At 63.9% G+C, this 23,603-nt stretch carries 22 protein-coding genes; 8 read left to right on the top strand and 14 right to left on the bottom strand.

Translation table 11 applies throughout. The annotated features are described in order from the left end of the window. Positions 1 to 37 precede the first annotated feature (37 nt). The 4 genes from ACZ1JW_RS05750 (at position 38) to ACZ1JW_RS05735 (ending at position 4,836) form a co-directional block, all read left to right on the top strand. Complete coding sequence (locus ACZ1JW_RS05750; protein ID WP_465124461.1) at positions 38 to 1,432, top strand: cytochrome P450; 1,395 nt, start codon at positions 38 to 40, stop codon at positions 1,430 to 1,432. A 114-nt stretch (positions 1,433 to 1,546) separates the two neighbouring features. Next, positions 1,547 to 1,807 carry a 30S ribosomal protein S20 gene (rpsT, locus tag ACZ1JW_RS05745; protein ID WP_144904814.1) on the top strand — a complete coding sequence of 87 codons (261 nt, stop codon included), beginning with the start codon at positions 1,547 to 1,549 and terminating at the stop codon, positions 1,805 to 1,807. Positions 1,808 to 2,446: 639 nt separating this feature from the next. Beyond that, a complete protein-coding gene (dnaA, locus tag ACZ1JW_RS05740) occupies positions 2,447 to 3,841 on the top strand; it encodes a chromosomal replication initiator protein DnaA (protein WP_465126440.1) in 1,395 nt (464 codons plus the stop codon). Between the two features lie 227 nt (positions 3,842 to 4,068). Then, complete coding sequence (locus ACZ1JW_RS05735; protein ID WP_465142293.1) at positions 4,069 to 4,836, top strand: HesA/MoeB/ThiF family protein; 768 nt, start codon at positions 4,069 to 4,071, stop codon at positions 4,834 to 4,836. Positions 4,837 to 5,052: 216 nt separating this feature from the next. Here the strand turns inward: ACZ1JW_RS05735 and acnA are convergent, their stop codons facing one another. Beyond that, on the bottom strand, positions 5,053 to 7,725 hold the full coding sequence (gene acnA / locus ACZ1JW_RS05730) for an aconitate hydratase AcnA (protein WP_465124463.1): 2,673 nt from the start codon (positions 7,723 to 7,725) through the stop codon (positions 5,053 to 5,055). Between the two features lie 229 nt (positions 7,726 to 7,954). Continuing rightward, positions 7,955 to 8,830: a DMT family transporter gene (locus ACZ1JW_RS05725; RefSeq protein ID WP_465126441.1), complete on the bottom strand. Its 876-nt coding sequence runs from the start codon at positions 8,828 to 8,830 to the stop codon at positions 7,955 to 7,957. A gap of 180 nt (positions 8,831 to 9,010) precedes the next feature. Here ACZ1JW_RS05725 and ACZ1JW_RS05720 point away from each other — a divergent pair, with 180 nt between their 5' ends. Continuing rightward, a complete protein-coding gene (locus ACZ1JW_RS05720; RefSeq protein ID WP_465126442.1) occupies positions 9,011 to 10,402 on the top strand; it encodes a L,D-transpeptidase family protein in 1,392 nt (463 codons plus the stop codon). 181 nt (positions 10,403 to 10,583) lie between these two features. Here the strand turns inward: ACZ1JW_RS05720 and ACZ1JW_RS05715 are convergent, their stop codons facing one another. From ACZ1JW_RS05715 to ACZ1JW_RS05680, 8 genes are all read right to left on the bottom strand, one after another. Further along, positions 10,584 to 11,207 carry a murein L,D-transpeptidase catalytic domain-containing protein gene (locus ACZ1JW_RS05715; protein ID WP_465124464.1) on the bottom strand — a complete coding sequence of 208 codons (624 nt, stop codon included), beginning with the start codon at positions 11,205 to 11,207 and terminating at the stop codon, positions 10,584 to 10,586. Positions 11,208 to 11,258: 51 nt separating this feature from the next. Beyond that, entirely contained in the window at positions 11,259 to 11,762 is a 504-nt protein-coding gene (locus ACZ1JW_RS05710; protein ID WP_465142292.1) for an N-acetyltransferase family protein, read from the bottom strand. 5 nt (positions 11,763 to 11,767) lie between these two features. Further along, positions 11,768 to 12,400 (bottom strand): DUF4919 domain-containing protein, encoded by a 633-nt coding sequence (locus ACZ1JW_RS05705; protein WP_465124466.1) that lies wholly within the window; start codon positions 12,398 to 12,400, stop codon positions 11,768 to 11,770. 45 nt (positions 12,401 to 12,445) lie between these two features. Next, positions 12,446 to 13,582: a flavodoxin-dependent (E)-4-hydroxy-3-methylbut-2-enyl-diphosphate synthase gene (gene ispG / locus ACZ1JW_RS05700; protein WP_465142291.1), complete on the bottom strand. Its 1,137-nt coding sequence runs from the start codon at positions 13,580 to 13,582 to the stop codon at positions 12,446 to 12,448. 40 nt (positions 13,583 to 13,622) lie between these two features. After that, a complete protein-coding gene (locus ACZ1JW_RS05695) occupies positions 13,623 to 14,135 on the bottom strand; it encodes an N-acetyltransferase family protein (RefSeq protein WP_465124468.1) in 513 nt (170 codons plus the stop codon). Positions 14,136 to 14,175: 40 nt separating this feature from the next. Further along, the gene (locus ACZ1JW_RS05690; RefSeq protein ID WP_465124469.1) at positions 14,176 to 14,598 is read right to left on the bottom strand and encodes a hypothetical protein; all 423 of its coding nucleotides are present in this window, start codon (positions 14,596 to 14,598) and stop codon (positions 14,176 to 14,178) included. A gap of 95 nt (positions 14,599 to 14,693) precedes the next feature. After that, a complete protein-coding gene (tldD, locus tag ACZ1JW_RS05685; protein WP_465124470.1) occupies positions 14,694 to 16,133 on the bottom strand; it encodes a metalloprotease TldD in 1,440 nt (479 codons plus the stop codon). 56 nt (positions 16,134 to 16,189) lie between these two features. Continuing rightward, the gene (locus tag ACZ1JW_RS05680; protein ID WP_465124471.1) at positions 16,190 to 16,390 is read right to left on the bottom strand and encodes a zinc-finger domain-containing protein; all 201 of its coding nucleotides are present in this window, start codon (positions 16,388 to 16,390) and stop codon (positions 16,190 to 16,192) included. Positions 16,391 to 16,461: 71 nt separating this feature from the next. On the opposite strand from ACZ1JW_RS05680, the gene ACZ1JW_RS05675 reads away from it, so the two are divergent. Together ACZ1JW_RS05675 and nadB are read left to right on the top strand one after the other, a co-directional pair. Continuing rightward, on the top strand, positions 16,462 to 17,421 hold the full coding sequence (locus ACZ1JW_RS05675) for an ABC transporter ATP-binding protein (RefSeq protein ID WP_465124472.1): 960 nt from the start codon (positions 16,462 to 16,464) through the stop codon (positions 17,419 to 17,421). Between the two features lie 450 nt (positions 17,422 to 17,871). Beyond that, entirely contained in the window at positions 17,872 to 19,458 is a 1,587-nt protein-coding gene (gene nadB, locus ACZ1JW_RS05670; protein WP_465142290.1) for an L-aspartate oxidase, read from the top strand. Here nadB and ACZ1JW_RS05665 read toward each other — a convergent pair. From ACZ1JW_RS05665 to trmB, 3 genes are all read right to left on the bottom strand, one after another. After that, entirely contained in the window at positions 19,455 to 19,982 is a 528-nt protein-coding gene (locus ACZ1JW_RS05665) for a hypothetical protein (protein WP_465142289.1), read from the bottom strand. The two genes, nadB and ACZ1JW_RS05665, sit on opposite strands and share 4 nt — an antisense overlap. Positions 19,983 to 20,106: 124 nt before the next feature. Further along, a complete protein-coding gene (locus tag ACZ1JW_RS05660; RefSeq protein WP_465124474.1) occupies positions 20,107 to 20,874 on the bottom strand; it encodes a sulfite exporter TauE/SafE family protein in 768 nt (255 codons plus the stop codon). A 124-nt stretch (positions 20,875 to 20,998) separates the two neighbouring features. Then, the gene (trmB, locus tag ACZ1JW_RS05655; RefSeq protein WP_465142288.1) at positions 20,999 to 21,715 is read right to left on the bottom strand and encodes a tRNA (guanine(46)-N(7))-methyltransferase TrmB; all 717 of its coding nucleotides are present in this window, start codon (positions 21,713 to 21,715) and stop codon (positions 20,999 to 21,001) included. Positions 21,716 to 21,839: 124 nt separating this feature from the next. Here trmB and ACZ1JW_RS05650 point away from each other — a divergent pair, with 124 nt between their 5' ends. Further along, the gene (locus ACZ1JW_RS05650) at positions 21,840 to 22,658 is read left to right on the top strand and encodes a helix-turn-helix domain-containing protein (protein WP_465142287.1); all 819 of its coding nucleotides are present in this window, start codon (positions 21,840 to 21,842) and stop codon (positions 22,656 to 22,658) included. A 77-nt stretch (positions 22,659 to 22,735) separates the two neighbouring features. Here ACZ1JW_RS05650 and ctrA read toward each other — a convergent pair whose 3' ends face one another. Further along, on the bottom strand, positions 22,736 to 23,437 hold the full coding sequence (ctrA, locus tag ACZ1JW_RS05645; RefSeq protein WP_011443965.1) for a response regulator transcription factor CtrA: 702 nt from the start codon (positions 23,435 to 23,437) through the stop codon (positions 22,736 to 22,738). Positions 23,438 to 23,603: the final 166 nt, after the last annotated feature.

The raw sequence follows: 23,603 nt of genomic DNA, 5'->3' as shown, positions 1-23,603 counted from the left end.
TTAATTGACCGGTTAAACCACGATACCGGGAGATAGCATGGCCAGCCTCGCGCCGGACATCCGCAACGACCTTCATACAGAACGCGCCAATCCGCACTGGGTGCGGCTGGGCGGCGACCATAAGCTCGATCACATTCCGGGCGAGGACGGCTGGCCGGTGCTCGGCACCACGCTGATGCAGCTGGCCGACCCGATCGGCTTCCAGAAGCGCATGGTCGATGCTTACGGCCCGGTGTTCCGGACGCGCAGCTTCGGGCGGCGCGGGGTCAACCTGATCGGGGCCGACGCCAACGAACTGGTCCTGTTCGACCGCGACAAGCTGTTCTCGAACGAGCAGGGCTGGGGTCCGGTGCTCAACCTGCTGTTCCCGCGCGGGCTGATGCTGATGGACTTCGAGGCGCACCGGGTGGACCGCCGCGCGCTGTCGATCGCGTTCAAGCCCGAGCCGATGCGCGCCTATTGCTCCGTGCTCAACAGCGGCATTGCCTCGGCCATCGAAGGCTGGGGCGGCAAGATGCGCTTCTATGACGCGATCAAGGCGCTGACGCTCGATACCGCCGCGTCCAGCTTCCTCGGCCTGCCGCTGGGGCCGGAGGCGGACCGGCTGAACAAGGCCTTCGTCGACATGGTCCAGGCCTCGGTCGGCGTGGTGCGCAAGCCGCTGCCGTTCACCAAGATGGGCAAGGGCGTGGCCGGGCGGCGGCTGATGGTCGACTACTTCGGACGGCTGGTGCGCGAGCGTCGGGCCAATCCGGGGCAGGACATGTTCAGCCAGTTCGCGCTCGCCACGCGCGACGACGGATCGCTGCTGCCCGAAGACGTCGTGGTCGATCACATGATCTTCCTGATGATGGCCGCGCACGATACGATCACTTCGTCTGCCACGGTGCTGTTCTGGCAACTGGCGAAGAACCCCGAATGGCAGGACAGGCTGCGCGCAGAAGCGCGGGCAGTGACGGGGGGTGATGGCTTGCCGCTGGCCTACGAGGACCTCGGCCGGATGGAATTGACCGAGATGGCATTCAAGGAAGCGCTGCGCTTCATGCCGCCGGTGCCCAATATGCCGCGCCGCGCCTTGCGCGATTTCGAGTTCGGGGGTTTTCGCATTCCGGCAGGCACGCCCGTCGGCATCAGCCCGGCCGCCGTTCATGCCGACCCGGCGCACTGGGATTCGCCGGAAGTGTTCGATCCGCTGCGCTTCACGCCCGACAAGGTGGCGGCGCGGCACAAGTATGCCTGGGCGCCGTTCGGCGGCGGAGCGCACATGTGCCTGGGGCTCCACTTTGCCTATATGCAGGTCAAGCTGCTCGCCAATCACATCCTCACCCGCTTCGAGGTGCGGATGCAACCGGGGGCCGAGCCTTCGTGGCAGGCCTGGCCGATCCCCAAGCCGCGCGACGGGCTGCGCGTGGAACTGCGCCGAATCTGTTGACGATTCGGGCACTCGCAGTTAAGGGGCGCGCTTTCCGACGGGATTTCCCGTCACTCCACGAGAATTCATGCGGCCGCCCCGTGCGCCCGCTAAGGCACGAGAAACAGGAAAACCATGGCCAACACGCCGCAAGCCCGCAAGCGTATCCGTCGCAATGATCGTCGCGCCGAAATCAACGGCAACCGCCTTTCGCGCATCCGCACCTTCGTCAAGAAGGTCGAATCGGCGCTCGCTGGTGGCGACAAGACGGCTGCTGCTGCGGCGCTCAAGGAAGCCCAGCCTGAACTGGCGCGTGGCGTGGCCCGTGGCGTGCTTCACAAGAACACCGTTGCCCGCAAGATGTCCCGCCTGTCGAAGCGCGTCGCCGCGCTCTGATTCGGCTGCTCTCTGCCTGACCGGAGGTCGGGACGGGAGATTCGGATCTGCGCATGATTCTCTCCTGCCCCTTTGGGCCTAAGGGATATCCCGCAGATTCGGGCACAAAGACGGAACATGGCCGACGGGTTTCCCGTCGGCCGTTTTCGTTTCTGCGGCATGTCACGCAGCCGTCTGCGCATTGTTACAGTGTGCAGTCGCAACAAGTCACGGAATCTACGCGATTCGCTTGGCTCCAACCCAATGCATAAGTAAAAATCCCTATTTTTCAGTAACTTGATGCATCTCTGCGGGTTAGGGCGAGTCAAGGGCATTTATTTCAGTTTTTTTGCGCTCGCCCCGCTTGCGTGATGCCCCCCAACACCAATAGACAATGCGGACCGGGGGCGGGAATCACTGCTCATCGGCGTCACAAGAAAATTCTTCGAACGGGGTCTGCCGCGCGCGTGCGTGGCGGGGCGGCAGGTTAATTGTGCCTGCATGCCGGACAGCGTGCGGGTAGGGAAGTCGGGGCAGCGACGCGTGAAGATTGATGATTTCGCAGGGGGGGCCGGCAGCCACGACGTGGCGGCCGTGGCCGGAGCCGACCGGATCGGCAACGAGCGGACTATAGCGGGCAGGAAGGGAAAAGACAGCACGATGATCGAGGACCAGGAAGCGCTGGATCTTGCAGCAGACTGGGCCGACATCAGCCAGGGGCTGAAGAAGGATCTCGGCCCGCAATTGCATGCGCAGTGGATCAAGCCGATCCAGCTCGGATCGTTCTGCAAGGAAACCGGCACGCTGGACCTGTTCCTGCCGACCGAGTTCTCCGCGAACTGGGTGGCCGACCGTTTCGCCGACCGGCTGAGCCTTGCGTGGAAGATCGCCCGTTCGGAAGTGCGCCAGGTGCGCATCACCGTCCACCCGCGCCGTCGCTCGATGCCCGAGCTGCGCATCGGCGGTGAATCGCCGGTCCAGGCGCGCGTGCCAGCCCACATGAGCGCTGCTCCGGCCATGATCGATTCGGCGCTTTCGGGTCTCGATCCCTCACTGACATTCGCCGAATTCGTCTCGGGTTCGGCCAACGTGCTGGCGGTCAACGCCGCCCAGCGCATGGCCGCGATCGAAACCCCGCAGTTCTCGCCGCTTTACCTCAAGGGATCGACCGGACAGGGCAAGACGCACCTGCTCCACGCCATCGGCCACGCCTTTGCCGCCAACAAGCCCGGCGCGCGCATCTTCTACTGCTCGGCCGAGCGGTTCATGATCGAGTTCGTCCAGGCCATGCGCTCCAACGAGATGATCGAGTTCAAGGCCCGCCTGCGCGGCTTCGACATGCTGCTGGTTGACGACATCCAGTTCATCATCGGCAAGGCGAGCACGCAGGAGGAATTCCTCCACACGATCGACGCGCTGATGAGCGCGGGCAAGCGCCTTGTCGTCGCTGCCGACCGCGCACCGCAGGCACTGGACGGCGTCGAGCAGCGCTTGCTCTCGCGCCTGTCGATGGGCCTTGTGGCAGACATTCAGCCGGCCGACATCGAACTGCGCCGCAAGATCCTCGAACATCGCCTGAACCGTTTCGGCAACACGCAAGTGCCGTCAGACGTTGTCGAGTTCCTTGCCCGCACGATCAACCGCAATGTGCGCGAGCTGGTCGGCGGCCTCAACAAGCTGATCGCCTATGCGCAGCTGACCGGTCAGCCGGTCTCGCTGCAGCTGGCCGAAGAGCAGCTGACCGACATCCTCTCGGCCAACCGTCGCCGCATCACCATCGACGAGATCCAGCGCACGGTCTGCCAGTTCTACCGCGTTGACCGCACGGAGATGGCTTCCAAGCGCCGCGCGCGCGCTGTGGTGCGCCCGCGCCAGGTGGCGATGTACCTCGCCAAGGTGCTGACGCCGCGCTCGTATCCTGAAATCGGCCGCAAGTTTGGCGGGCGCGATCATTCGACGGTGATCCATGCCGTGCGCCTGATCGAGGAACTGCGCACCCGCGATGCCGACATGGACGGCGACGTGCGCACGCTGCTGCGGCAGCTGGAAGACTGAGAAGTTTAGGGGCGGTTCACGCAGAGACGCAGAGAAGAAGTGGAGGCGCAGAGAGGTCGGGCGCGGCCGATAGGCCGCTTTGTCCATCAATGATCACGTCAGAGTCCGGGCAGAGATTATCGAGCGGCTTTGCCGCAAGGGCAACGTCTCTCCGCGCCTCCACTTCTTCTCTGCGTCTCTGCGTGAACTCCCTTCCTCTTCTGCCCCGCAGCCCCTAACTGCACATCATGACGCCAGACCGCCTCGACCGCTTCGCCCGCCATATCGTCCTGCCCGAAGTGGGCGCGATGGGGCAGGCGCGGTTGGCGCAGAGCCATGTCGTGCTGATCGGCATGGGTGGCATCGGCTCGCCCGCCTTGCAGTATCTCGCAGGGGCTGGCGTGGGGCACCTGACGCTGGTCGACGATGATGTGGTCGAGGCGAGCAACCTGCAGCGCCAGACGATCTATACCGAGGCTGACATCGGCAAACCGAAGGCAGAGGCGGCGGCGGCTTGGGTGGCCGCGTTCGATCCAGCGCTGCAGGTCACGGCGCATGTCACCCGCATCATGCGCGACAACGCCGCCGGGTTGATTGCCGGAGCTGACGTGGTGCTCGATGGCTGCGACAACTTCGCCACGCGCCTTGCCGTCTCGGATGCCTGCGTGAAGGCGGGCGTACCGCTCACCAGTGCTGCGCTCGGGCGGTTCCAGGGACAGGTGGCGAACTTTGCCGGGCATCGTGAAGGGCATGCCTGCTATCGCTGCTTCGTGGGCGATGCCTTCGATTCCGAGGATTGCGATACCTGTGCCGATCTTGGCGTGCTGGGCGCGATGGTCGGCATGGTCGGCGCATTTGGCGCGATGGCTGCGATGCGGGTGCTGCTGGAGGGCGTCTCGACGCTCGGCGATCCGCAGTGGGGGCAGTTGCACGTTGTGGACGGCCTGAAGCCCTCCCTGCGCACGATGCGCATTGCGCGCGACACGGAGTGCCGCGGGTGTGGTTCTCGCCTCTGAGGCGGCGCAGGCAGCCCACCCCGCTGCGACTAACTTCACTGCGTTCAGTAAGTCTCGCGGCCCTCCCGTTTGCGGGAGGGCTGGAGCAGCGCGCTTAACTCCCCTCCCGCAAGCGGGAGGGGTTGGGGGTGGGCATTCCCTGACCTTGCCGTACAAACAGAAAAGGGCGCGAGGACCGAAGTCCCGGGCCCTTTCTGTGTGGCTTGAAGCCGCGTCTTACGAAGCGAGCTTGCGCAGCACGTAGTGCAGGATGCCGCCGTTCATGAAGTACTCGACTTCGTTGGCGGTATCGATGCGGCACAGTGCGGTGAAGGTCAGCTTGGTGCCGTCCTTGCGCGTGACTTCCACTTCCACGTCCTGACGCGGCTGGAGGTTGGCAACGCCCTTGATGGTGAAGGTGTCGTCAGCCGAGAGTGCCAACGAGGTGCGGTTCTGGCCTTCCTTGAACTGCAGCGGCAGCACGCCCATGCCGACGAGGTTCGAGCGGTGGATGCGCTCGAAGCTTTCGACGATCACGGCGCGAACGCCGAGCAGGTTGGTGCCCTTGGCCGCCCAGTCGCGCGAGGAGCCGGTGCCGTATTCCTTGCCCGCGATCACGACCGTCGGCGTGCCGTCGGCCTTGTGCCTCATGGCGACGTCATAGACCGAGCCGACTTCATCGCCATAGCGCGAGAAGCCGCCTTCGATGCCGGGGACCATCTCGTTCTTGATGCGGATGTTGGCGAAAGTGCCGCGCATCATCACTTCGTGGTGGCCACGGCGCGCGCCGTAGGAGTTGAAGTCCGCCTTCGAAACCTGATGTTCCATCAGCCACTTGCCCGCCGGGCTGTCAGCCTTGATCGAGCCTGCAGGGCTGATGTGGTCGGTGGTGATCGAATCGCCGAGGATCAGCAGCGGCTTGGCCTCGATGATGTCGTTCACCGGCGAAGGCGTCATGCTCATGCCTTCGAAGTACGGCGGGTTGGCGACATAGGTCGACCCGGCGCGCCACTGGTAGGTTTCCGAGCCGGTGACGTTGATTGCCTGCCAGTGCGCATCGCCCTTGTAGACGTCGGCATAGCGGGCCTGGAACATCGCGCGGTCCATGCAGCCGGCCATGGTGGTGGCGACTTCGCTGTTCGAGGGCCAGATGTCCTTCAGGTAGACGTCAACGCCATCCTTGCTCTTGCCGATCGGAGTGGTGGTGAAGTCTTCGATCACCGTGCCCTTGAGCGCATAGGCGACGACCAGCGGCGGCGAGGCGAGGAAGTTCGCGCGCACGTCGGGCGATACGCGGCCTTCGAAGTTGCGGTTGCCCGAGATCACGGCGGCAGCAACGAGGCCGTTGTCGTTGATCGCCTTGCTGATCGGTTCGGACAGTGGCCCTGAGTTGCCGATGCAGGTCGTGCAGCCATAGCCGACGAGGTTGAAGCCGACCGCATCGAGATGTTCCTGCAGGCCTGCACGGACGAGGTAGTCGGTGACGACCTGGCTGCCGGGGGCCAGCGAGGTCTTGACCCACGGCTTGGGCTTGAGGCCGAGTTCGTTTGCCTTCTTGGCCACCAGGCCAGCGGCCACCAGCACGCCCGGGTTCGAGGTGTTGGTGCACGAGGTGATCGCCGCGATGGTCACGTCACCGTCGCCGATGTCGTAGTCGGTGCCTGCCACCGGAACGCGCTGCTGCGCCTTCTTGTAGGTGTTGGCCATGTCGGCGTTGAACACGTCGTCGACTTCGGGAAGCGAGACGCGGTCCTGCGGGCGCTTGGGGCCTGCGAGCGAGGGCACCACTGTGCCAAGGTCGAGTTCCAGCGTCGAGGAGAAGATCGGCTCGACCGAGGGATCGATCCAGAAGCCCTGCTCCTTGGCATAGGCTTCGACGAGCGCGATCTGCGATTCCTCGCGGCCGGTCAGGCGCAGGTAGTCGAGCGTCTTTTCGTCGATGCCGAAGAAGCCGCAGGTCGCGCCATATTCAGGCGCCATGTTGGCGAGCGTCGCACGGTCGGCCAGCGACAGCGCGGCAAGGCCGGGGCCGTAGTATTCGACGAAGCGGCCGACCACGCCGTGCTTGCGAAGCAGATTGGTGCAGGTCAGCACGAGGTCGGTGGCGGTGACGCCTTCCTTGAGCTCGCCGGTGAACTTGAAGCCGACGACTTCGGGGATCAGCATCGAGACGGGCTGGCCGAGCATCGCGGCTTCGGCCTCGATCCCGCCAACGCCCCAGCCGAGCACGCCAAGGCCGTTGACCATGGTGGTGTGGCTGTCGGTGCCGACGCAAGTGTCAGGGTAGGCCACGGTCGCGCCGTTCTGGTCCGTGCTGGTCCACACCGTCTGCGCGATGTTTTCCAGATTGACCTGGTGGCAGATGCCGGTGCCCGGGGGCACGGCGTAGAAGTTGTTGAGGCTCTTCGAACCCCACTTGAGGAAGTCGTAGCGCTCCATGTTGCGCTCGTACTCGATCTCCATGTTCTGCTCGAACGCCTTGGGATGGCCGAATTCATCGACCATGACCGAGTGGTCGATCACGAGGTTGACCGGCACCAGCGGGTTGATCTTGCTGGTATCACCGCCGAGCGTGGCGATGGCATCGCGCATCGCGGCAAGGTCGACCACGCAGGGCACGCCGGTGAAATCCTGCAGCAGCACGCGCGCCGGGCGGTACTGGATTTCGTTGTTCGATTCGCTGGGGTTCTTCTGCCAGTCGACCACCGCCTTCACGTCGTCGGTCGAGACAGTGAAGCCGCCGTCCTCGAAGCGAAGGAGGTTTTCGAGCAGCACCTTCATCGAGAAGGGCAGGCGAGAGATGTCACCGAACTTGGCCGCAGCCTTGTTGAGCGAATAGTAGGCGAACTCCTTGCCGCCCACGTTCATCGTGCTGCGGGTGCCGAGCGTATCCTGTCCGACCTGGGTCATGGCTGTGCGTCTTCCCTCCTGTCGCGGCCGCAACGCGATTGTGTCGCGCGGGGAATCGCCGAAGGGCTCGTGGCCCATAGGCGGCGCGACGAAATGCGGCCTGAAAGCCCGAGCGCGATGCGCGCAAACCGGCCATGCGTCAAGGGCGGGAAGAGGCCAATCTGCGCAGGTGCGGCACAATTTGCCGCGCATCACGCCGTATTGATTATCAATAGCAATAATGACTGCTTCACGCTGCCGGTGTGCTGCTTCGCGTGGCATAGAGGCACCCTGCCACGATCAGCGCAACGCCGGTCAGCATGGTCAGCGTGACCGGCTCGGCAAAGGCAATCCAGCCGACGATGGCGGCCCAGATGAACGCGGTATACTCGAGCGGGACCAGCACTTGCGCCTCGGCGCGGCCATAGGCCCAGCTCAGCAGCATCAGCGAGGCGGCAGACAGGATCGCCGAGACGACCAGCAGTTCCCACACTGGTGCCGTGGGAAAGGGAGCGAACCACCAAGCGCCAAGGCCGAGAAAGCCGAACTGGACCAGCGCCTGAAAAAACGCCACTTCCTCGGGCCTGGCGAGCAGCGCCTGCTGCCGTTGCAGCACGAGGTTCCAGGCATAGAGCACGGCCGAGACCAGCGTGGCGACCAGGCCCTTGACCGCCTCGGTATCGGAAGGGCCGCTCAATTGCCCGCCCGCAATGATCGCCACCCCTGCCAGTGCCAGCAGCGAACCACCAATCGCCGCAGGGCGCACTTTTTCGCCCAGCAGGATGGCGGCGAGATAGAGCGCGATCAGCGGGGCGATGAACGACAGCGCAATGCCCTCGGCCAGCGGCAGGCGGACGATGCCGTAAAAGAACAGGACCGCCATGGTCGAAGCCACGGTGCCGCGCAGGATGTGGACCTTGAGCGTACTCCATGCAGGCCAGCCCTGTCCGCGCCATAACCACAGCGGCAGCATCAGCAGCGACCCGGCAAGGCCGCGCCAGCACATTGCGGCATAGGCACCGACCGCAATCGAGGCGGCTTTCATCACCCCGTCCATCACCGAGAAAAGCGCCAGGCCAAGCATTGCCGCCAGCACGGGGAACAGGGGAAAGCGCACGTCGTTCATCCATGTGCCATAGGCAAACTGGTTGCGACTTGAAACCATCTTGTAGGGCGAGCAGATGATTAAGCCTCCAGACAGGCCCGAGGTCCGATAGATGCGTGGCTTGATAGTCGATGGGGCTTGAGGCAGGACATGAAGGTGAGGCCTCAGGCCTTGCGAACGTGGGTGCGAGTGAACAGGGAAATGCAAAGCGTGAAGCGTGCGATCGAAGGGACCGGCCTTTCCGGCAAGCTTGGCGTGGCGTTCTTGGCGCTTTCCATCGCGACCCAGCCGCTGGCTGCACAAAGCGCTGCCTCGGCAGGGCCGGTCGATCTGACCAAGCAGGCCAAGCCCGCGCCCGTTGCACCCCCGATTGTTGCGCCGACTCCTGCTGCCGCTGCTACCGCCGCCCCTGCAGAGGCTTTGCCTGCACCTGCACCGCACTGGACGCAGAGCGACGCGCAGAGCCTGCTCGTGACGATCAAGGGCATTGGCGCCGAGGGTCTGTTCCCGCGCGACTATCAGCCCGAAGTGCTCTCCGCTGCCATCGTCAAGGGCGAGGGGCCGGAGCTTGACGAAACCGCGACCCGCCTGTTCGGCTGGCTTGCCGAAGACCTGCGCGACGGACGCACGCCGATGACCGCGCGCGTGCAGTGGTTCGCAGTCGATCCCGATCAGGACGTCAACCCGACCTCGCTGATCCTCGCCGACGCGCTGGCAAGGCATGACGTGAAGGGTGCGCTGATGGCGCTCCTGCCGACCGTGCCCGACTATGCCGCGCTCAAGGCCGCACTGCCCAAGGCACAGACACAGAAGCAGGCCGCACTGATCCGCGCCAACATGGACCGCTGGCGCTGGCTCGCTCGCGATCTCGGCACGCAGTATCTGCTCGCCAACGTGCCGGAACAGATGCTGCGCCTGACCGTGCGCAACAAGATCATCAGCACCTACAAGGTCATTGTCGGCAAGCCCGGCAAGACGGCGACGCCGCAGTTGGCCGAGACGGTCGAGGGCGTGATCTTCAATCCTACGTGGACCGTGCCGCAGTCGATCGTGGTGGGCGAAGGGCTCGGCGCGCGACTTGTCGGCAACCCCAAGCAGGCCGAGCGCGAGGGCTACAAGGTGACCAAGGCCGCTGATGGCACGATCTATGTCGTGCAGCAGCCCGGAGACACCAATTCACTGGGCCGCATGAAGCTCGACATGCCCAATGAACACGCGATCTTCCTGCACGACACGCCCAACCGCAACCTGTTCAACCTCCCCGCCCGTGCGCTCAGCCATGGTTGCGTGCGCGTGGAGCGGGCGACCGAACTGGCAATGACGATGGCGATTCTCGGGGCAGGCATGACGCCGGACGACGCGGTCACCGCGCACACCTCGAAAGTCTATACCAAGGTGCCGATGACCAAGACCTTCCCGGTCTATCTCACCTACTTCACCGTGGCGCGCGACGTGACAGGCATGCTGCGTTCGTTCCCCGACATCTACGGGCGTGACGCGCCGGTGCTGGCAAGCTTTGCCCAGCCGCGCCAGCTGCACACCACGCAGCGCAAGAGCAACGAAGCGGTGATCAAGCTCGATAATCCGCTTTGACGCGGGCGAGATGAGGACAAGGCTCAGCGTCTGCCAGCGCAAGGCGCGCTATGTCAGCGTGGAAGATGCCGTCGAGGCCGCGACAAAGAGCGGCCTCGTGCTCCATCCCTATAAATGTGACCGGTGCTTTCGCTGGCACCTGACGAGCCGGACCAAGGGGCGTCGTCAGCCCCGCCCTTTGTTAACCTAGGCCAAGCCTGTCCGCATAGATCAGGCGGCCGCCCGAAAGGTGCCACAGCGCCTCGTTGAAGTCCGCCTCGCTCATGGCGAAGCATCCGTCCGAGCGGCCGAGCTTGCCCCATTTCTCCAGCATGTCCGGGTTTGCGTACCATGCCGGGTGCAGCACGATCGCACGGTCGAGCACGTTGCTGTTCTCAGGGCCAAGACCGCCCAGCCGGATCGAGGTGCCGTACTTGCCCTTGTACCATTCGTAGGTGACATAGGCCCCGCGCGAGGTGGCAAGGCTGCCGACATCGTTCGAGAAGGTCTTGAGGAACCCGTCATGTTCCGGGTCAGACCCGCGACCGTGCGCGACGAGGAACGAGCGGACCTCGCCGCGTTCGAGATTGGCAAAATGGAACCGCGGCAGCGAGGAGGGCAGTGCGAAGTCCGCGATGCCGACGATGTCCGTCCGCCACAGCGAGGCGCGGTGCTTTTCGACCTGCTCGGCCGCGATGCGCAGGACTTCGCGGTGCTGCTCATTGGGATAGTAGGTCGCGGCCGCAACGCGCGGAGGGAAGACAGCTGCAGCAGCGCTTGCCGCAACGCCTGCCAGTACCGTTCGCCTGTCGACTCGATGTGTCATGCCAAGTCCCGTACCACGCCGCCCCCGTATCGGGCGTGAACGGTTGCCATTCTATGCGTTTTCGACCGAATTTCCAGCATTCGCGCCAAGCTGCTTCAAGGCCGGGCCATCGACGCGCATTACGGTCCATTCGTCCATGAACCTGGCGCCGAGCGACTTGTAGAAGCCGATGGCAGGTTCGTTCCAGTCGAGTACCGACCATTCCAGCCGCGCGCAGTCGCGTTCCACAGCCAGCGCAGCCAGATGCGAGAGCAGCGCCTTGCCAAGGCCCGACCCGCGCGCCTCAGGCTTTACGAACAAGTCTTCGAGATAGATCCCCGGCTTGCCCTCGAAGGTCGAGAAGTTGTGAAAGAACAAGGCAAAGCCCTGCGGCGTGCCGTCGATCTCGCCGATCACGACTTCGGCATAGGGGCGCGGTCCGAACAGCTTCTGCCCAAGCACGGCCTCGTCGAACCGCACTTCGTGGGCGAGCTTTTCATACTCGGCCAATGCGCGGATCAGGTTGGCAATCAGAGGGACGTCAGAGGAGGTGGCAGGGCGTATGGTCGTCTGCATCCCTGTCAAAGTCCCAGCCCTTCGAATTGCTTGCCGAAGAAGAAGTCGATGTTGAAGTGAAGCGTCAACTCCTTGCCCGTCTCGGAGCTCGTTACCGTCATTGCGTCAAATCTCTTGCCATCTTCCATCACGAGCGCCTGCATCTTCGGCTCGAAGCCGATCAGTCGCAGTACCTGATACTCTTCGTCGATGCTGACCGCATTCCATGCTGTCTTTGGAGACTGTCCGTCCTTGCCGTCCATAACCGACTCAAGCAGCGCCATGAGCAGGTTGTGCTGGCGGGCTTCCTCGTCCTTGCGCCCCAGCTTGGACAGCGCAATCTCGGTGAGCAGGTTTGCATCCATGTCGAGGGGGTTTTCCGCAAGTTGCTTTGCGGCAACCTCCAGTGCTTTTTCGGGGTTCTTCTCAAGCGTCTCGAAGGCCTTGCGGCCGTCCTCCCAGCGTGGTGCCATGTAGGAGAAGCGGCGTGAGTTTTCCTGCCGCAGCCATCTTACGTCGGCAGCGGGGTCCTTCGCCTTCGTTTTCTCGACCATGGCAGAGAGGGCGGCAGGATCGACCTTTTCCTTGGCCAGCACGGGGCTGGAGCCGAGGCCAAGCAACAACAATGCTCCGGCCGCGATGAACGCCCTTACTCCCATGATCTGCCCCCTGCTTCGATTGTCGACGGTAATCGGGCAGCCAAGCTACTCCGCCGCCTCGGTCACGTTCCCCGCGTCGCTGGTTGCCGCTTCGATTTCCGCCGCCTTGGCTTCGACCAGCGCGACGATGTGCTCCAGCATTTCCTCGGACTGCACGGTATGGTCGGTCACGCCCGAGAGATAGACCATGTGCTTGCCGTTGCCGCCGCCAGTGAGGCCGATGTCGGTCTCGCGCGCTTCGCCGGGGCCGTTAACGACGCAGCCCAGCACCGAGAGCGAGAGCGGCGTCTTGATGTGGGTCAGGCGCTTTTCGAGCGCTTCGACGGTGCGGATCACGTCGAATCCCTGTCGCGCGCACGACGGGCACGAGACGACGCGGACGCCGCGGGTGCGAAGGCCGAGCGACTTCAGGATCTCGAAGCCGACGCGCACTTCCTCTTCCGGCTCTGCCGAGAGCGAGACGCGCAAGGTATCGCCGATCCCCGCCCAGAGCAGATTGCCGATGCCGATGGAGGATTTGACCGTGCCGCCGATCAGCCCGCCTGCTTCGGTGATGCCGAGGTGCAATGGGCAGTCGACCGCTTCGGCAAGGCCCATGTAGGCCGCAACCGCAAGGAATACGTCGCTGGCCTTCACCGCCACCTTGTATTCGTGAAAATCGTGATCCTGCAGCAGCTTGATGTGATCGAGCGCGGATTCGACCAGCGCTTCGGGGCAGGGCTCGCCGTACTTCTCGAGCAGGTCCTTCTCGAGGCTGCCGGCGTTGACGCCGATGCGGATGGCGCAGCCGTTGGCCTTGGCGGCGCGGACCACTTCGGCGACGCGTTCGTTGCTGCCGATGTTGCCGGGATTGATGCGCAGGCACGCAGCGCCAGCATCAGCCGCTTCGAGGGCGCGCTTGTAGTGGAAATGGATGTCCGCAACGATCGGGATGCGCGCTGCCTTGACGATCTTGCCAAGCGCCGCCGTGCTTTCGACGTCGGGGCACGAAACGCGGATGATGTCTGCGCCCGCATCCTCGCAGCGGCGGATCTGGTTGATCGTGGCCACCGGGTCGGACGTTGGCGTGTTGGTCATCGTCTGCACGGTGATCGGGGCATCGCCGCCGACGGGGACCGCGCCGACCATGATCTGGCGGCTCTTGCGACGCGCGATATCGCGCCATGGACGGATCGAGGACATGCACCCTCTATAGGGTGTCCCGCGCCCGTCCGGAAGGCTTCTAAAGTGGCCCTGCGAACATGAACTCCGGATCGCAGTGATCGCCGACCCAGAATTCGATGTCGGCAACCTTTTCGAGGCCGTAGCGGCGGTAGAAGCGCTGAGCCTCCGGGTTGTGGGCATAGACCGAGAGCTGCATCTCGTCGGCTCCCCAGGCGCGTGCCTCGGCAATAGCCCAGTCCATCAGCCGCGCGCCGTGGCCGCGACCGATAAGGTCGGGATCGGTATAGAGTTGCTTGAGCTCCATCGGCCGTTCGGCACCGGTCTTCGGGGGCAGGGTGCTGGTGCGGACGATCTTGCAGAAGCTGGTGAGTCGACCCTGTTCCTCAACTACCGCGATCTTCATCGAAGGATCGGCAAGCTGCGCAGCGACTGTGCTCTCGGAATGCGATTCCTCGAGAAACCGGGCAAGGTTCCCGGCGCTGTAGAGATGGCCGAACTTGGCGATGAAGGCACGTTGTCCCAGATCAGCAAGGGCAGCAGTGTCGGCGGCGGTGGCAAGGCGGAGCGTCATGCCCCGCCTTAGCCCGCAATTGCCGCGTCTTCCAAGAGGCTCAGCTGCCCTTGGCGTCCTTCACCTTGGTGTAAGGCACGAACTTGCCCAGTCCGATCGACCCGCGCCAGAATCCGACATTGCGATCGACCATACGTACGATGTCGACGCTGCAAAGCTGTGCGCCGAAAGGCGTCGTCACCATGATGTCGTTGTCGTCGAGCGAGCTGGCGCCTGAGTCCGGGCGATTGACCCAGATCGTGTTGCCCGAGTCATATACGATCGCGGTCTTGTCGTAGATGCGCGTGTTGATCACGCGCGGCAGATAGAGGCAATCCTGCGGCTTGCCCGCAACGCGGCCTTCCAGGGTCTTTGCGAGCTCCTGCTCAGGGGTGAGACGCGGCTTGGCGTCGGCGGCAGCTCCGGAAAGGAGCAGCGATCCGGCGGCCAGTGCCGCAGCGATTCTGCTGGCGGTATTCTTCATGACTGGCACTTCCTTCTGAGTCGGTCTGGTACCTTTGGCACGGATCGGCTTAACCCGCGCTGACCACACAACGCCGCATGTCGGGAAAGCCTTCGTCAGGCTGTCCCGCCCACGGTCAGGCCTTCGACCAGCAGCGTCGGCTGCCCGACGCCCGCAGGAACGCTCTGCCCGCCCTTGCCGCAGACGCCGACGCCTTCATCGAGCGCAAGGTCGTTGCCGATTCCGGTGACCTTGGTGAGGCAGGTCGGGCCATCCCCAATCAGGGTCGCGCCCTTGATCGGAGCGCCGAGCTTGCCGTTCTCGATGCGGTAGGCCTCGGTGCAGGAAAACACGAACTTGCCGCTGGTGATGTCCACCTGCCCGCCGCCGAAGGATTTGGCGAAGATGCCATTCTTGACGCGGGACAGCAGTTCGGCCGGATCGTCGCTCCCGCCGCGCATGAAGGTGTTGGTCATGCGCGGCATCGGCGCATGGGCAAAGCTCTCGCGCCGCCCGTTGCCGGTGGGCGCAACGCCCATCAGGCGCGCGTTGAGACGATCGTGGATGTAGCCCTTGAGGATGCCGTCCTCGATCAGCACATTCTCCTGCGTCGGCGTACCCTCGTCGTCGATGGAGAGCGAGCCGCGGCGGCCCTGTCCGTTCACGCCCAGCAGCGTGCCATCGTCGACCACGGTGACGCCGGGTGCGGCCACGCGCTCACCGATGCGGCCGGAGAAGGCGCTGGTGCCCTTGCGGTTGAAATCGCCTTCAAGGCCGTGGCCGACCGCTTCGTGGAGCAACACGCCGGGCCAACCTGGGCCGAGCAGCACGGTCATCTCGCCCGCTGGTGCGGCCACCGATTCGAGGTTCACCAGCGCCTGTGCCAGTGCCTCGTCGATCGCGCGGTTCCAGGTCTCGGGCGAGAAGAGGTCGTCATAGAGGCGGCGGCCGCCGATGCCGAACGAGCCGGTTTCGCGCCGTCCGTTCTGTTCTGCCACGATTGAGACGTTCAGGCGCACCAGCGGGCGGACATCATGGGCGACGAAGCCGTCGGCGCGGACGATCTCCACCACCGACCACGAGCCCGAAAGCGAGGCGGAAACCTGTGCCACGCGCGGATCGCGGGCGCGCGCGGCAGCGTCGATGGTTTCGAGCAGCTTGACCTTGGCCTCGAACGGCACGGCGTCGAGCGGCGAGGCTTCGGTATAGAGATGGCGGTTGTTGTTGCGCGGCGGCGGGGCAGGCTGGCCCTTTGCCGGATCAAGCAGCTTGAGCGTCTCGCCAGCACGCGCGATGGCGGCGGCGGAAATCTCGTTGGCGTGGGCAAACCCGGTCATCTCGCCCGAGACGCCACGAAGGCCGAAGCCCGCATCGCGCGAATAGTCGGCGGTCTTCAGGCGCCCGTCGTCGAACCCGAAGCTCTCGCTGGCGATGAACTGGAGGTAGAGTTCGCCATCGTCGCAGGATTTCAGCGCATTGGCGGTTATTGCCCGCGCCTCGTCAGGAGAAAGCAGGCCGGAGCGGTAGAGCAGCGAGCGTGTATCGGGATCGGTCATGGGACCGATATAAGCACTGGGTCACAGAAGGCCAGAGGCGCTTCCGTGACGGTCCTTCAGGCAGCCGCCGCCGTATCGGCCGGACCGCCCTTGAGCACGAAGCGGCGATCGCAGTAGCCGCATTCGACGTAGCCCTTCTCGTCGATCTCGAGCCAGACGCGGGGGTGGCCGAGGGCGGCGCCGCCACGAATATCAGACGCGCCATCGCACTTGACGCGATGATGATCGGTGAAGACGGTTTCGGGTGCCTGAATCATTGGCCTGCGGCTAGCAAATCGGCGGGCTTGAGACAATTGCGTTTTCGCTGGCACTGGTGCAGGCAGCGGCGATGGCAAGCACCGACGATACTCCCCCCGCAATTCGAATTCGCGATCTGGTGAAGCGCTATGCGCCCACGGGCAAGGCACCAGGCAAGCTGGCCCTCGACGGCGTCAGCTTCGATGTGCCGCAAGGCCAGATATTCGGGCTGCTCGGACCGAACGGCGCGGGCAAGTCGACGCTGATCAACACGCTGGCCGGCCTCGTCATGAAGACTTCAGGCAGTGTCGAGATCTGGGGGCACGATATCGACCACGACGTGCGCAACGCCAAGGCCTCGATCGGGATCGTGCCGCAGGAGATCGTGTTCGACCCGTTCTTCACGCCCGCCGAAGTGCTCGACAACCAGGCCGGGCTCTATGGCGTGCCCAAGGCGATGCGGCGGACCATGGAACTGCTGCGCGCGGTGCATCTGGCCGACAAGGCCGATGCCTATGCCCGGTCACTGTCCGGTGGCATGAAGCGCCGGCTGCTCATCGCCAAGGCCATGGTCCATGCCCCGCCGGTTCTTGTGCTCGACGAGCCGACCGCAGGCGTCGACGTCGAGTTGCGCCGACAGTTGTGGGAACTGGTCGGCGAACTGAATCGTGACGGGGTGACGGTGGTGCTGACCACCCATTACCTCGAGGAGGCGGAAGAACTCTGCGACCGGATCGCGATCATCAACCATGGCAAGCTGATCGCCAACAAACCCACGCGCGAGCTTGTCGACATGGCGCGCGAAAAGATTGTCGTGCTCACGCTGGACCGCGACGTCGATGTTGCGCCGCAGCATCCAGCCTTCCTCAAGAGCTTGATTTCAGGCGAACGGCAGGTCGAGATCGGCTATGACAAGGACCGCATGACCGCAGGCGAAGTCATGTCTCTGGTACAGGGACAAGGGTTTGCCATTGTTGATGTTTCGACGCGCGAAGCGGACCTCGAAGACGTGTTCGTCACTCTGACCAGCCAGCCCAAGGAGGCGGCCTGAACATCTGTCAGAAGCGGCAGAAATACACGGGAAACCGACGTTCCTTAGGAATCCTTGCGCCAGCCACCTCGCTCGCGACGACGGATCTGCGCTTCACAACGCTTGCATTTGCCTACGAAGGAACGACCGTCCCATTCCACGCCAGCGCGTTGTGGACGGTGTCGGTCGAACAGGCAGAGCAGTCTTGCAAAAGGCACAGGGCCCTCCATCCCGCGTAGGAATTTATACGCAGAAATACCTACCATGCTGCGCCTGCGAAGCAAGCGACCAAAGTGGTTAAGGAGTATTAAAGTCGGCTCGACCGTGGGCGGCTCGGGCGCTGCCAAGACTTTCCCGATGGATCGCCAGTCGCTAGGGCAGATCCAGACCAGTCAAAGCAGTGCCATGAACCGGCATCAGGCAATGGAGAACCGCTTGAGCGGCAAGGACAAGGGCGAAAGGTCCGTGAGGATGCAGGACAGCCACGATGTGCTGATCATCGGATCAGGCGCGGCAGGGCTGACGGCTGCCCTGGTGCTCGCCGAGACCTGCCGGGTGCTGGTGCTTGCCAAGGGCGGGCTTGACGGCGGATCGACCAACTGGGCCCAAGGCGGCATTGCCGCCGTTCTCGATGCGGGCGATACCTTTGACGACCACATTCGCGACACGATGATCGCCGGGGCAGGGCTCAACCGGCGCGAGACGGTGGAGTTCGTGGTCGAGAATGCGCCAGAGGCGATTCGCCGCCTCGAACAACTTGGCGTGCCGTTCAATGCCGAGGCTGGCTCGCTCCATCTGACGCGCGAGGGCGGGCATTCGCATCGCCGCATCGTCCACGTCGATGACGCGACCGGTGCCGCTGTCCAGAAGGCCCTGCTCAAGGCTGCGCGAGAACATCCCAACGTCACCCTGCTGCCCGGGCGCACTTGCATCGACCTGATCACCGGTCGCCACGAGGCTGCGCGCTATTCGGGGTCGGGGCGGGTCTGGGGCGTCTATGCGCTCGACGAAGCGACCGGCAAGGTCGAGGCGCATACTGCGCGTGCGACCATTCTGGCGACGGGCGGTGCCGGGCGCGTCTACCAGTTCAGCACCGCACCGCGCGGGGCGACCGGCGACGGCATCGCCATGGCCTGGCGTGCGGGCGCGCGGGTTTCCAATATGGAAATGATGCAGTTCCACCCGACCTGCCTCTACAACCTCGAGGTCAAGAACTTCCTGATCACCGAGGCCGTGCGCGGCGAAGGCGGGCGGCTGATCAACCCCCGCACCGGCAAGCGCTTCATGGAGTTCTACGACGCCGCACGGCTTGAACTCGCACCGCGTGACGTGGTCGCGCGCGCGATCGACGCCGAAATCAAGAAGTTCGGCCTCGACTTCGTCCACTTGGACATCAGCCATATGCCCGAAGACTTCGTTCGCGGGCACTTTCCGAACATCTACGAAAAGCTGATGGGCCTGGGCATCGACATGACGCGCCAGCCAATCCCGGTAGTTCCGGCCCAGCACTATACCTGCGGTGGCATTCTGATCGATCTTGACGGTCGGACCGACCTGCCGGGTCTCTATGCTGCGGGTGAGTGCACTGAAAGCGGGTTGCATGGTGCGAACCGCCTTGCATCCAACTCGCTGCTGGAATGCTTCGTGTTTGGCGATGCCGCGGCGCGCGACATCCAGCGGCGCTGGGACAGCTTTGAAGCTCCGCCCGAAGTCCGCCCCTGGGACGAGAGCCGCGTCACTGATTCCGACGAGGAAGTGGTGATCAAGCAGAACTGGACCGAGATCCGCCGGTTCATGTGGAATTATGTCGGCATCGTCCGCACCGACAAGCGGCTCGAACGCGCCGCGCACCGGATCGCGATGCTGAGTGGCGAGGTCAACGACTACTACGGCCACTTCCGCGTGACGACCGACCTGATCGAACTGCGCAACCTGCTGCAAAGCGCCGAACTGATCGTTCGCTCGGCGCGGGCGCGGCACGAAAGCCGGGGGCTGCACTACACGCTGGATTATCCGCAGACCGATGCAGTGGCGCGCGATACGGTGCTCGTACCTTAGGCGGCCTCGGCTTCGACGAACTCGGGGTAAAACACTGGTTCCCGCTTTGACCAGCCTTGCGCTGTCGCAGCCGCTTCGCTGATCGACTGGAGCAGATCGCGGCGGCGGTCGGCGCGGATCACCGGCAGAGCGGCTGCGCCGCAGAACGCGCCGGGGAGCCATGGCCGGACTTCTGCGCCGAGCAACCGTTCGTAGAGGAAGCGAAAAGCCGAAAAGCCGGTCAGGCGGTCCTGCGAAAGGTCGAACGCAGTCAGCCGGACGAGCGGGCCGATGAAGGGCTCGAGGCTGCCAAGATCCTGCACGTCGGGCAACAACTGGCGTAGCAGGGGAAGCTCGCGGTAAAGGTCCGCCTGCTTTTCGATCGCGCGGGCCTCTTCGGAACTGCGCGCCCAGCGCCGCAGCGTATCGCTTCGTCCGCGCGCGATGTCGAGGCTGCGGCGGATGTAGCGCTGCTCGCACGGGGCGAAGCTTGCGAACTCGCGCAACTCTGCAATGGTCATGCTGCTTGCGCCGTGATGCGCCATGGTCCTGCCCTCCTGCCGCACGACTCGGGTTTTGCGGCAGGATCAGTATGGCGGATCGTGGTTAATGGTGCGTTAGAGGATCAATCCGATTGCGCTGCGCATGAATGCGCAGCGCAAGGCAGGATCACGCAAAGGCCTTGTACGCCCCGTAAGCGCTGGTCAGCGTGAGTACGATCCCGACCATGATCAGCATGGTCTTGGCAGGAATGTGCTTGGCAGCCCAGGCGCCGAACGGTGCGGCTGCCAGACCGCCGATCAGGAAACCGAGTGTAGCCCCGGCAACGTCGGCAACGCCAAGGTGCCAGATGAACGTGGCCGACACGGTCAGCGTCAGGAAAAACTCGACTGTGTTTACGGTGCCGACGACCTTCCGCGGATCGGCGCCTTGAATCAGCAGGTTGGAGGTCACCACCGGCCCCCAGCCACCACCGCCAGCAGCATCGAGGAAGCCGCCAACGAGCCCGAGCGGCGCAACCCAGCCTGCTTCCTTGATCTTGGGCGGATAGAAGATGCCGCGGACCAGCAGATAGACGCCGATCGCCGAAAGATAGAGCAGCACCCAAGGCTTCACCACCGACGCATCAAGCGAGGAAAGCACGTAGGCCCCGAGTATGCCGCCGGCCATGCCGGGCAAGAGCAGTCGGAAGAACAGCTTCTTGTCGACATTACCGTGGAACAGGTGGCTTATGCCCGAGGTCGCCGTGGTGAAGCATTCGACGATATGCACGCGCTGCGAGGCCAGTGCCGGCGGCACGCCCAGAACGCCGACGAGAAGCGTGTTCGAGATCACGCCGAAGGCCATGCCCAGCGCGCCGTCGACCATCTGCGCGGCAAAGCCGACCGCGATGAACGGAAGCAGTGCCGTGAAATCGAAGCCTGCCAGAAAATGCATCGCGAATCCTTCCCCTGTCGGGCGGGACGATTAGCCGGAAACAATCTCTACCAAAACAGAAGAATTTATTGCGCGCCACGAAATGCCGCTTTGCTGCGGCAGGCTGCAGGCCATTCAGTACCGCTCAGCGGCGCCGGTAGCGGAAGTACCACACTTCGTGCCCGTAAACCGTGCGTGCCTTGTGCTCGTAGCGCGTTTCCGGCCAGCCGCCGGGGCGGACCTGAAAGTCCTTTGCGTCCTTGGCCAGCCAGGCGAACTGGTGCTTGTGGCGACGCATGACCATCAAAGCGTGACGCAGGTAGATCGCGTGGTCGGTGCCGAAGCGGAATTCGCCACCGGGCTTGAGTTTTGCTGCGAACAGGTCGAGCGGGCCGTCGTTCATCATCCGCCGCTTGGCGTGGCGTGCCTTGGGCCAGGGGTCGGGATGGAGCAGGTAGAGGAAGGACAGCGCGCCATCGGGAATGCGCCGCAGCGCTTCCAACGCATCGCCGTGATGGATGCGCACGTTCGGGATCGGCGGATGGGCGCCATTGTCCCCCGACACATGGGTCAGCGCTTGCGCCACGCCGTTGAGAAACGGCTCTGCCCCGATGAAACCGTGGTCGGGCAGCATGTCGGCACGGAATGCCATGTGCTCTCCGCCGCCGAAGCCGATCTCGAAGTGGAGCGGACGAGCCTCGCCGAACAGCGCCTCTGCCGTGATCGGCCCTTCGGCAGGCATGGAGATCTGCGGGAGCAAATCGTCGACCAGCGCCTGCTGCCCTTGTCGCAGAGGCTTGCCCTTGGCGCGGCCATATAGGCGGTTGATCGTCGTCGGATCGCCGGATTTGTAGGCTGTCATGGCGGCGGCGTTTGGCAGCGGGGCGGGCGGGGGTCAATATGATCGGCCCCAAGATCGCACGCGCGCGCCAAGGTACAAGAAAATTGGATGGACGCTATGGGGCGGCTGTGGTGATCAAGCAGGCATGCCTGCCATCGATCCTGGCCCCCGCGCGATAGCGGAACTGACCGACAGGGAACTCGAAGTCCTTCGCCTGCTCACCGCCGGCCACACGATAAAGTCGATAGCGACCTCTCTTGGCCGTAGCGAAGCCTCGATCAACGAGCGGCTGCGCGACGCCCGGCGCAAGACCGGGATCGGCAGCAGCCGCGAACTGGCCCGGCTCGTGGCAGGACAGGAAAACTGGCCCAGAAAAACTGATCTTCCTTCGCCCGGCCTCTCGGGTGACGCCGATGAACAGCCCGCTGATGCGGCGCGTCATTGGCCGAAAGGAAAGATCGCCATGCTTACACTCATTCCCCTTGCCGCCGGTCTCATGCTGGTTTCGACCGGTTCCCAGCAAACCGCGCAGGCACCGGCTGAACACACGGCCGCTGCAATTGCCTCGCCGCTCGTCGGCAAGTGGTCGCTGGACACCGCGCGCATTCCCGCAGACGAGCGACCCCGCAGCGTCACGATCGCCTTCAGCGTCTCCCCCGATCAGCGGTGGAGCACGCAGGTCGATATCGTCGCGCCCGACGGCAACAAGATGACTGCAAGCTCGACGGCACGGCTTGATGGCGTGGCCGTGCCGATATCGGGCAACATTCCGATCTACGATGCGGCATCGCTGCGTCAGCCCGCTCCGAATACGCTTGTCATGACGCTCGGGAAGGCAGGCACGCCCGTTGCCACCCGCGTATATACGGTGGCCCGCGACGGCCAGTCCATGACCGAGACGATCGTCTGGGCGGACAAGACCATGCCCAAGATGGAAACGACTTACTTCAACCGCGTGGGTTGAGAGCACCGTCCTTGAAAACGAAAACGGCCCGCCGTTTCCGGCGGGCCGTCTCAGGGATGGCGTTGCTTGTGCGGCCGTCAGGCGGCTTCGATCGCGCTCATGTCGTCCGGATCGCGCAGCACGTAGCCGCGGCCCCAGACGGTTTCGATGTAGTTCTCGCCGCCGCAGGCATGGGCCAGCTTCTTGCGCAGCTTGCAGATGAACACGTCGATGATCTTGAGTTCGGGTTCGTCCATCCCGCCATAAAGGTGGTTGAGGAACATTTCCTTGGTCAGGGTGGTGCCCTTGCGCAGCGAAAGCAGCTCGAGCATCGCGTATTCCTTGCCGGTCAGGTGCACGCGGGCACCATCGACCTCGACCGTCTTGGCATCGAGGTTTACCGAAAGCTTGCCGGTGCGGATGACCGACTGCGAGTGGCCCTTCGAACGGCGCACGACCGCGTGGATGCGGGCAATCAGTTCTTCGCGGTGGAACGGCTTGGTCACGTAGTCGTCCGCGCCGAAGCCGAACGAGCGGACCTTGCTGTCCATCTCGGAGATGCCCGAAAGGATCAGGACCGGCGTCTGCACCTTGGCGACGCGCAGCTTCTTGAGCACGTCATAGCCGTGCATGTCCGGCAGGTTCAGGTCGAGCAGGATGATGTCGTAATCATACAGCTTGCCCAGATCGAGGCCTTCTTCGCCAAGATCGGTGGAATAGACGTTGAAGCCTTCGGTCGTGAGCATGAGCTCGATCGCCTTGGCCGTGGTAGGTTCGTCCTCGATCAGCAGTACGCGCATTGATCCGCCCCTTGATTGCCATGTCCCCTTGGCAATTAACCCGCCTTCAATTCGGGTTGCCCGCCATTAACCATAGGAGGAATGAACATGAAAGGTTAATTTGTTGTAAAGCCGCAGGCAGGGTTCAATCGCGTTAACCGGCCATGTGTCGGACAATGAATCGTTT

The organism is Novosphingobium sp. BL-A-28-Hi1-0D (genome assembly GCF_055521755.1).
Note: the sequence above shows the minus strand (reverse complement) of the source record. Positions and strands in the feature narration are given on the sequence as shown.

Excerpts from the sequence above, each read along its gene's own strand:
- ACZ1JW_RS05750 (WP_465124461.1), top strand. The coding sequence starts at position 38 with ATGGCCAGCCTCGCGCCGGACATCCGCAACGACCTTCATACAGAACGC.
- rpsT (WP_144904814.1), top strand. The coding sequence starts at position 1,547 with ATGGCCAACACGCCGCAAGCCCGCAAGCGTATCCGTCGCAATGATCGT.
- dnaA (WP_465126440.1), top strand. The coding sequence starts at position 2,447 with ATGATCGAGGACCAGGAAGCGCTGGATCTTGCAGCAGACTGGGCCGAC.
- ACZ1JW_RS05735 (WP_465142293.1), top strand. The coding sequence starts at position 4,069 with ATGACGCCAGACCGCCTCGACCGCTTCGCCCGCCATATCGTCCTGCCC.
- acnA (WP_465124463.1), bottom strand. The coding sequence starts at position 7,725 with ATGACCCAGGTCGGACAGGATACGCTCGGCACCCGCAGCACGATGAAC.
- ACZ1JW_RS05725 (WP_465126441.1), bottom strand. The coding sequence starts at position 8,830 with ATGAACGACGTGCGCTTTCCCCTGTTCCCCGTGCTGGCGGCAATGCTT.
- ACZ1JW_RS05720 (WP_465126442.1), top strand. The coding sequence starts at position 9,011 with ATGCAAAGCGTGAAGCGTGCGATCGAAGGGACCGGCCTTTCCGGCAAG.
- ACZ1JW_RS05715 (WP_465124464.1), bottom strand. The coding sequence starts at position 11,207 with ATGACACATCGAGTCGACAGGCGAACGGTACTGGCAGGCGTTGCGGCA.
- ACZ1JW_RS05710 (WP_465142292.1), bottom strand. The coding sequence starts at position 11,762 with ATGCAGACGACCATACGCCCTGCCACCTCCTCTGACGTCCCTCTGATT.
- ACZ1JW_RS05705 (WP_465124466.1), bottom strand. The coding sequence starts at position 12,400 with ATGGGAGTAAGGGCGTTCATCGCGGCCGGAGCATTGTTGTTGCTTGGC.
- ispG (WP_465142291.1), bottom strand. The coding sequence starts at position 13,582 with ATGTCCTCGATCCGTCCATGGCGCGATATCGCGCGTCGCAAGAGCCGC.
- ACZ1JW_RS05695 (WP_465124468.1), bottom strand. The coding sequence starts at position 14,135 with ATGACGCTCCGCCTTGCCACCGCCGCCGACACTGCTGCCCTTGCTGAT.
- ACZ1JW_RS05690 (WP_465124469.1), bottom strand. The coding sequence starts at position 14,598 with ATGAAGAATACCGCCAGCAGAATCGCTGCGGCACTGGCCGCCGGATCG.
- tldD (WP_465124470.1), bottom strand. The coding sequence starts at position 16,133 with ATGACCGATCCCGATACACGCTCGCTGCTCTACCGCTCCGGCCTGCTT.
- ACZ1JW_RS05680 (WP_465124471.1), bottom strand. The coding sequence starts at position 16,390 with ATGATTCAGGCACCCGAAACCGTCTTCACCGATCATCATCGCGTCAAG.
- ACZ1JW_RS05675 (WP_465124472.1), top strand. The coding sequence starts at position 16,462 with ATGGCAAGCACCGACGATACTCCCCCCGCAATTCGAATTCGCGATCTG.
- nadB (WP_465142290.1), top strand. The coding sequence starts at position 17,872 with ATGCAGGACAGCCACGATGTGCTGATCATCGGATCAGGCGCGGCAGGG.
- ACZ1JW_RS05665 (WP_465142289.1), bottom strand. The coding sequence starts at position 19,982 with ATGGCGCATCACGGCGCAAGCAGCATGACCATTGCAGAGTTGCGCGAG.
- ACZ1JW_RS05660 (WP_465124474.1), bottom strand. The coding sequence starts at position 20,874 with ATGCATTTTCTGGCAGGCTTCGATTTCACGGCACTGCTTCCGTTCATC.
- trmB (WP_465142288.1), bottom strand. The coding sequence starts at position 21,715 with ATGACAGCCTACAAATCCGGCGATCCGACGACGATCAACCGCCTATAT.
- ACZ1JW_RS05650 (WP_465142287.1), top strand. The coding sequence starts at position 21,840 with ATGCCTGCCATCGATCCTGGCCCCCGCGCGATAGCGGAACTGACCGAC.
- ctrA (WP_011443965.1), bottom strand. The coding sequence starts at position 23,437 with ATGCGCGTACTGCTGATCGAGGACGAACCTACCACGGCCAAGGCGATC.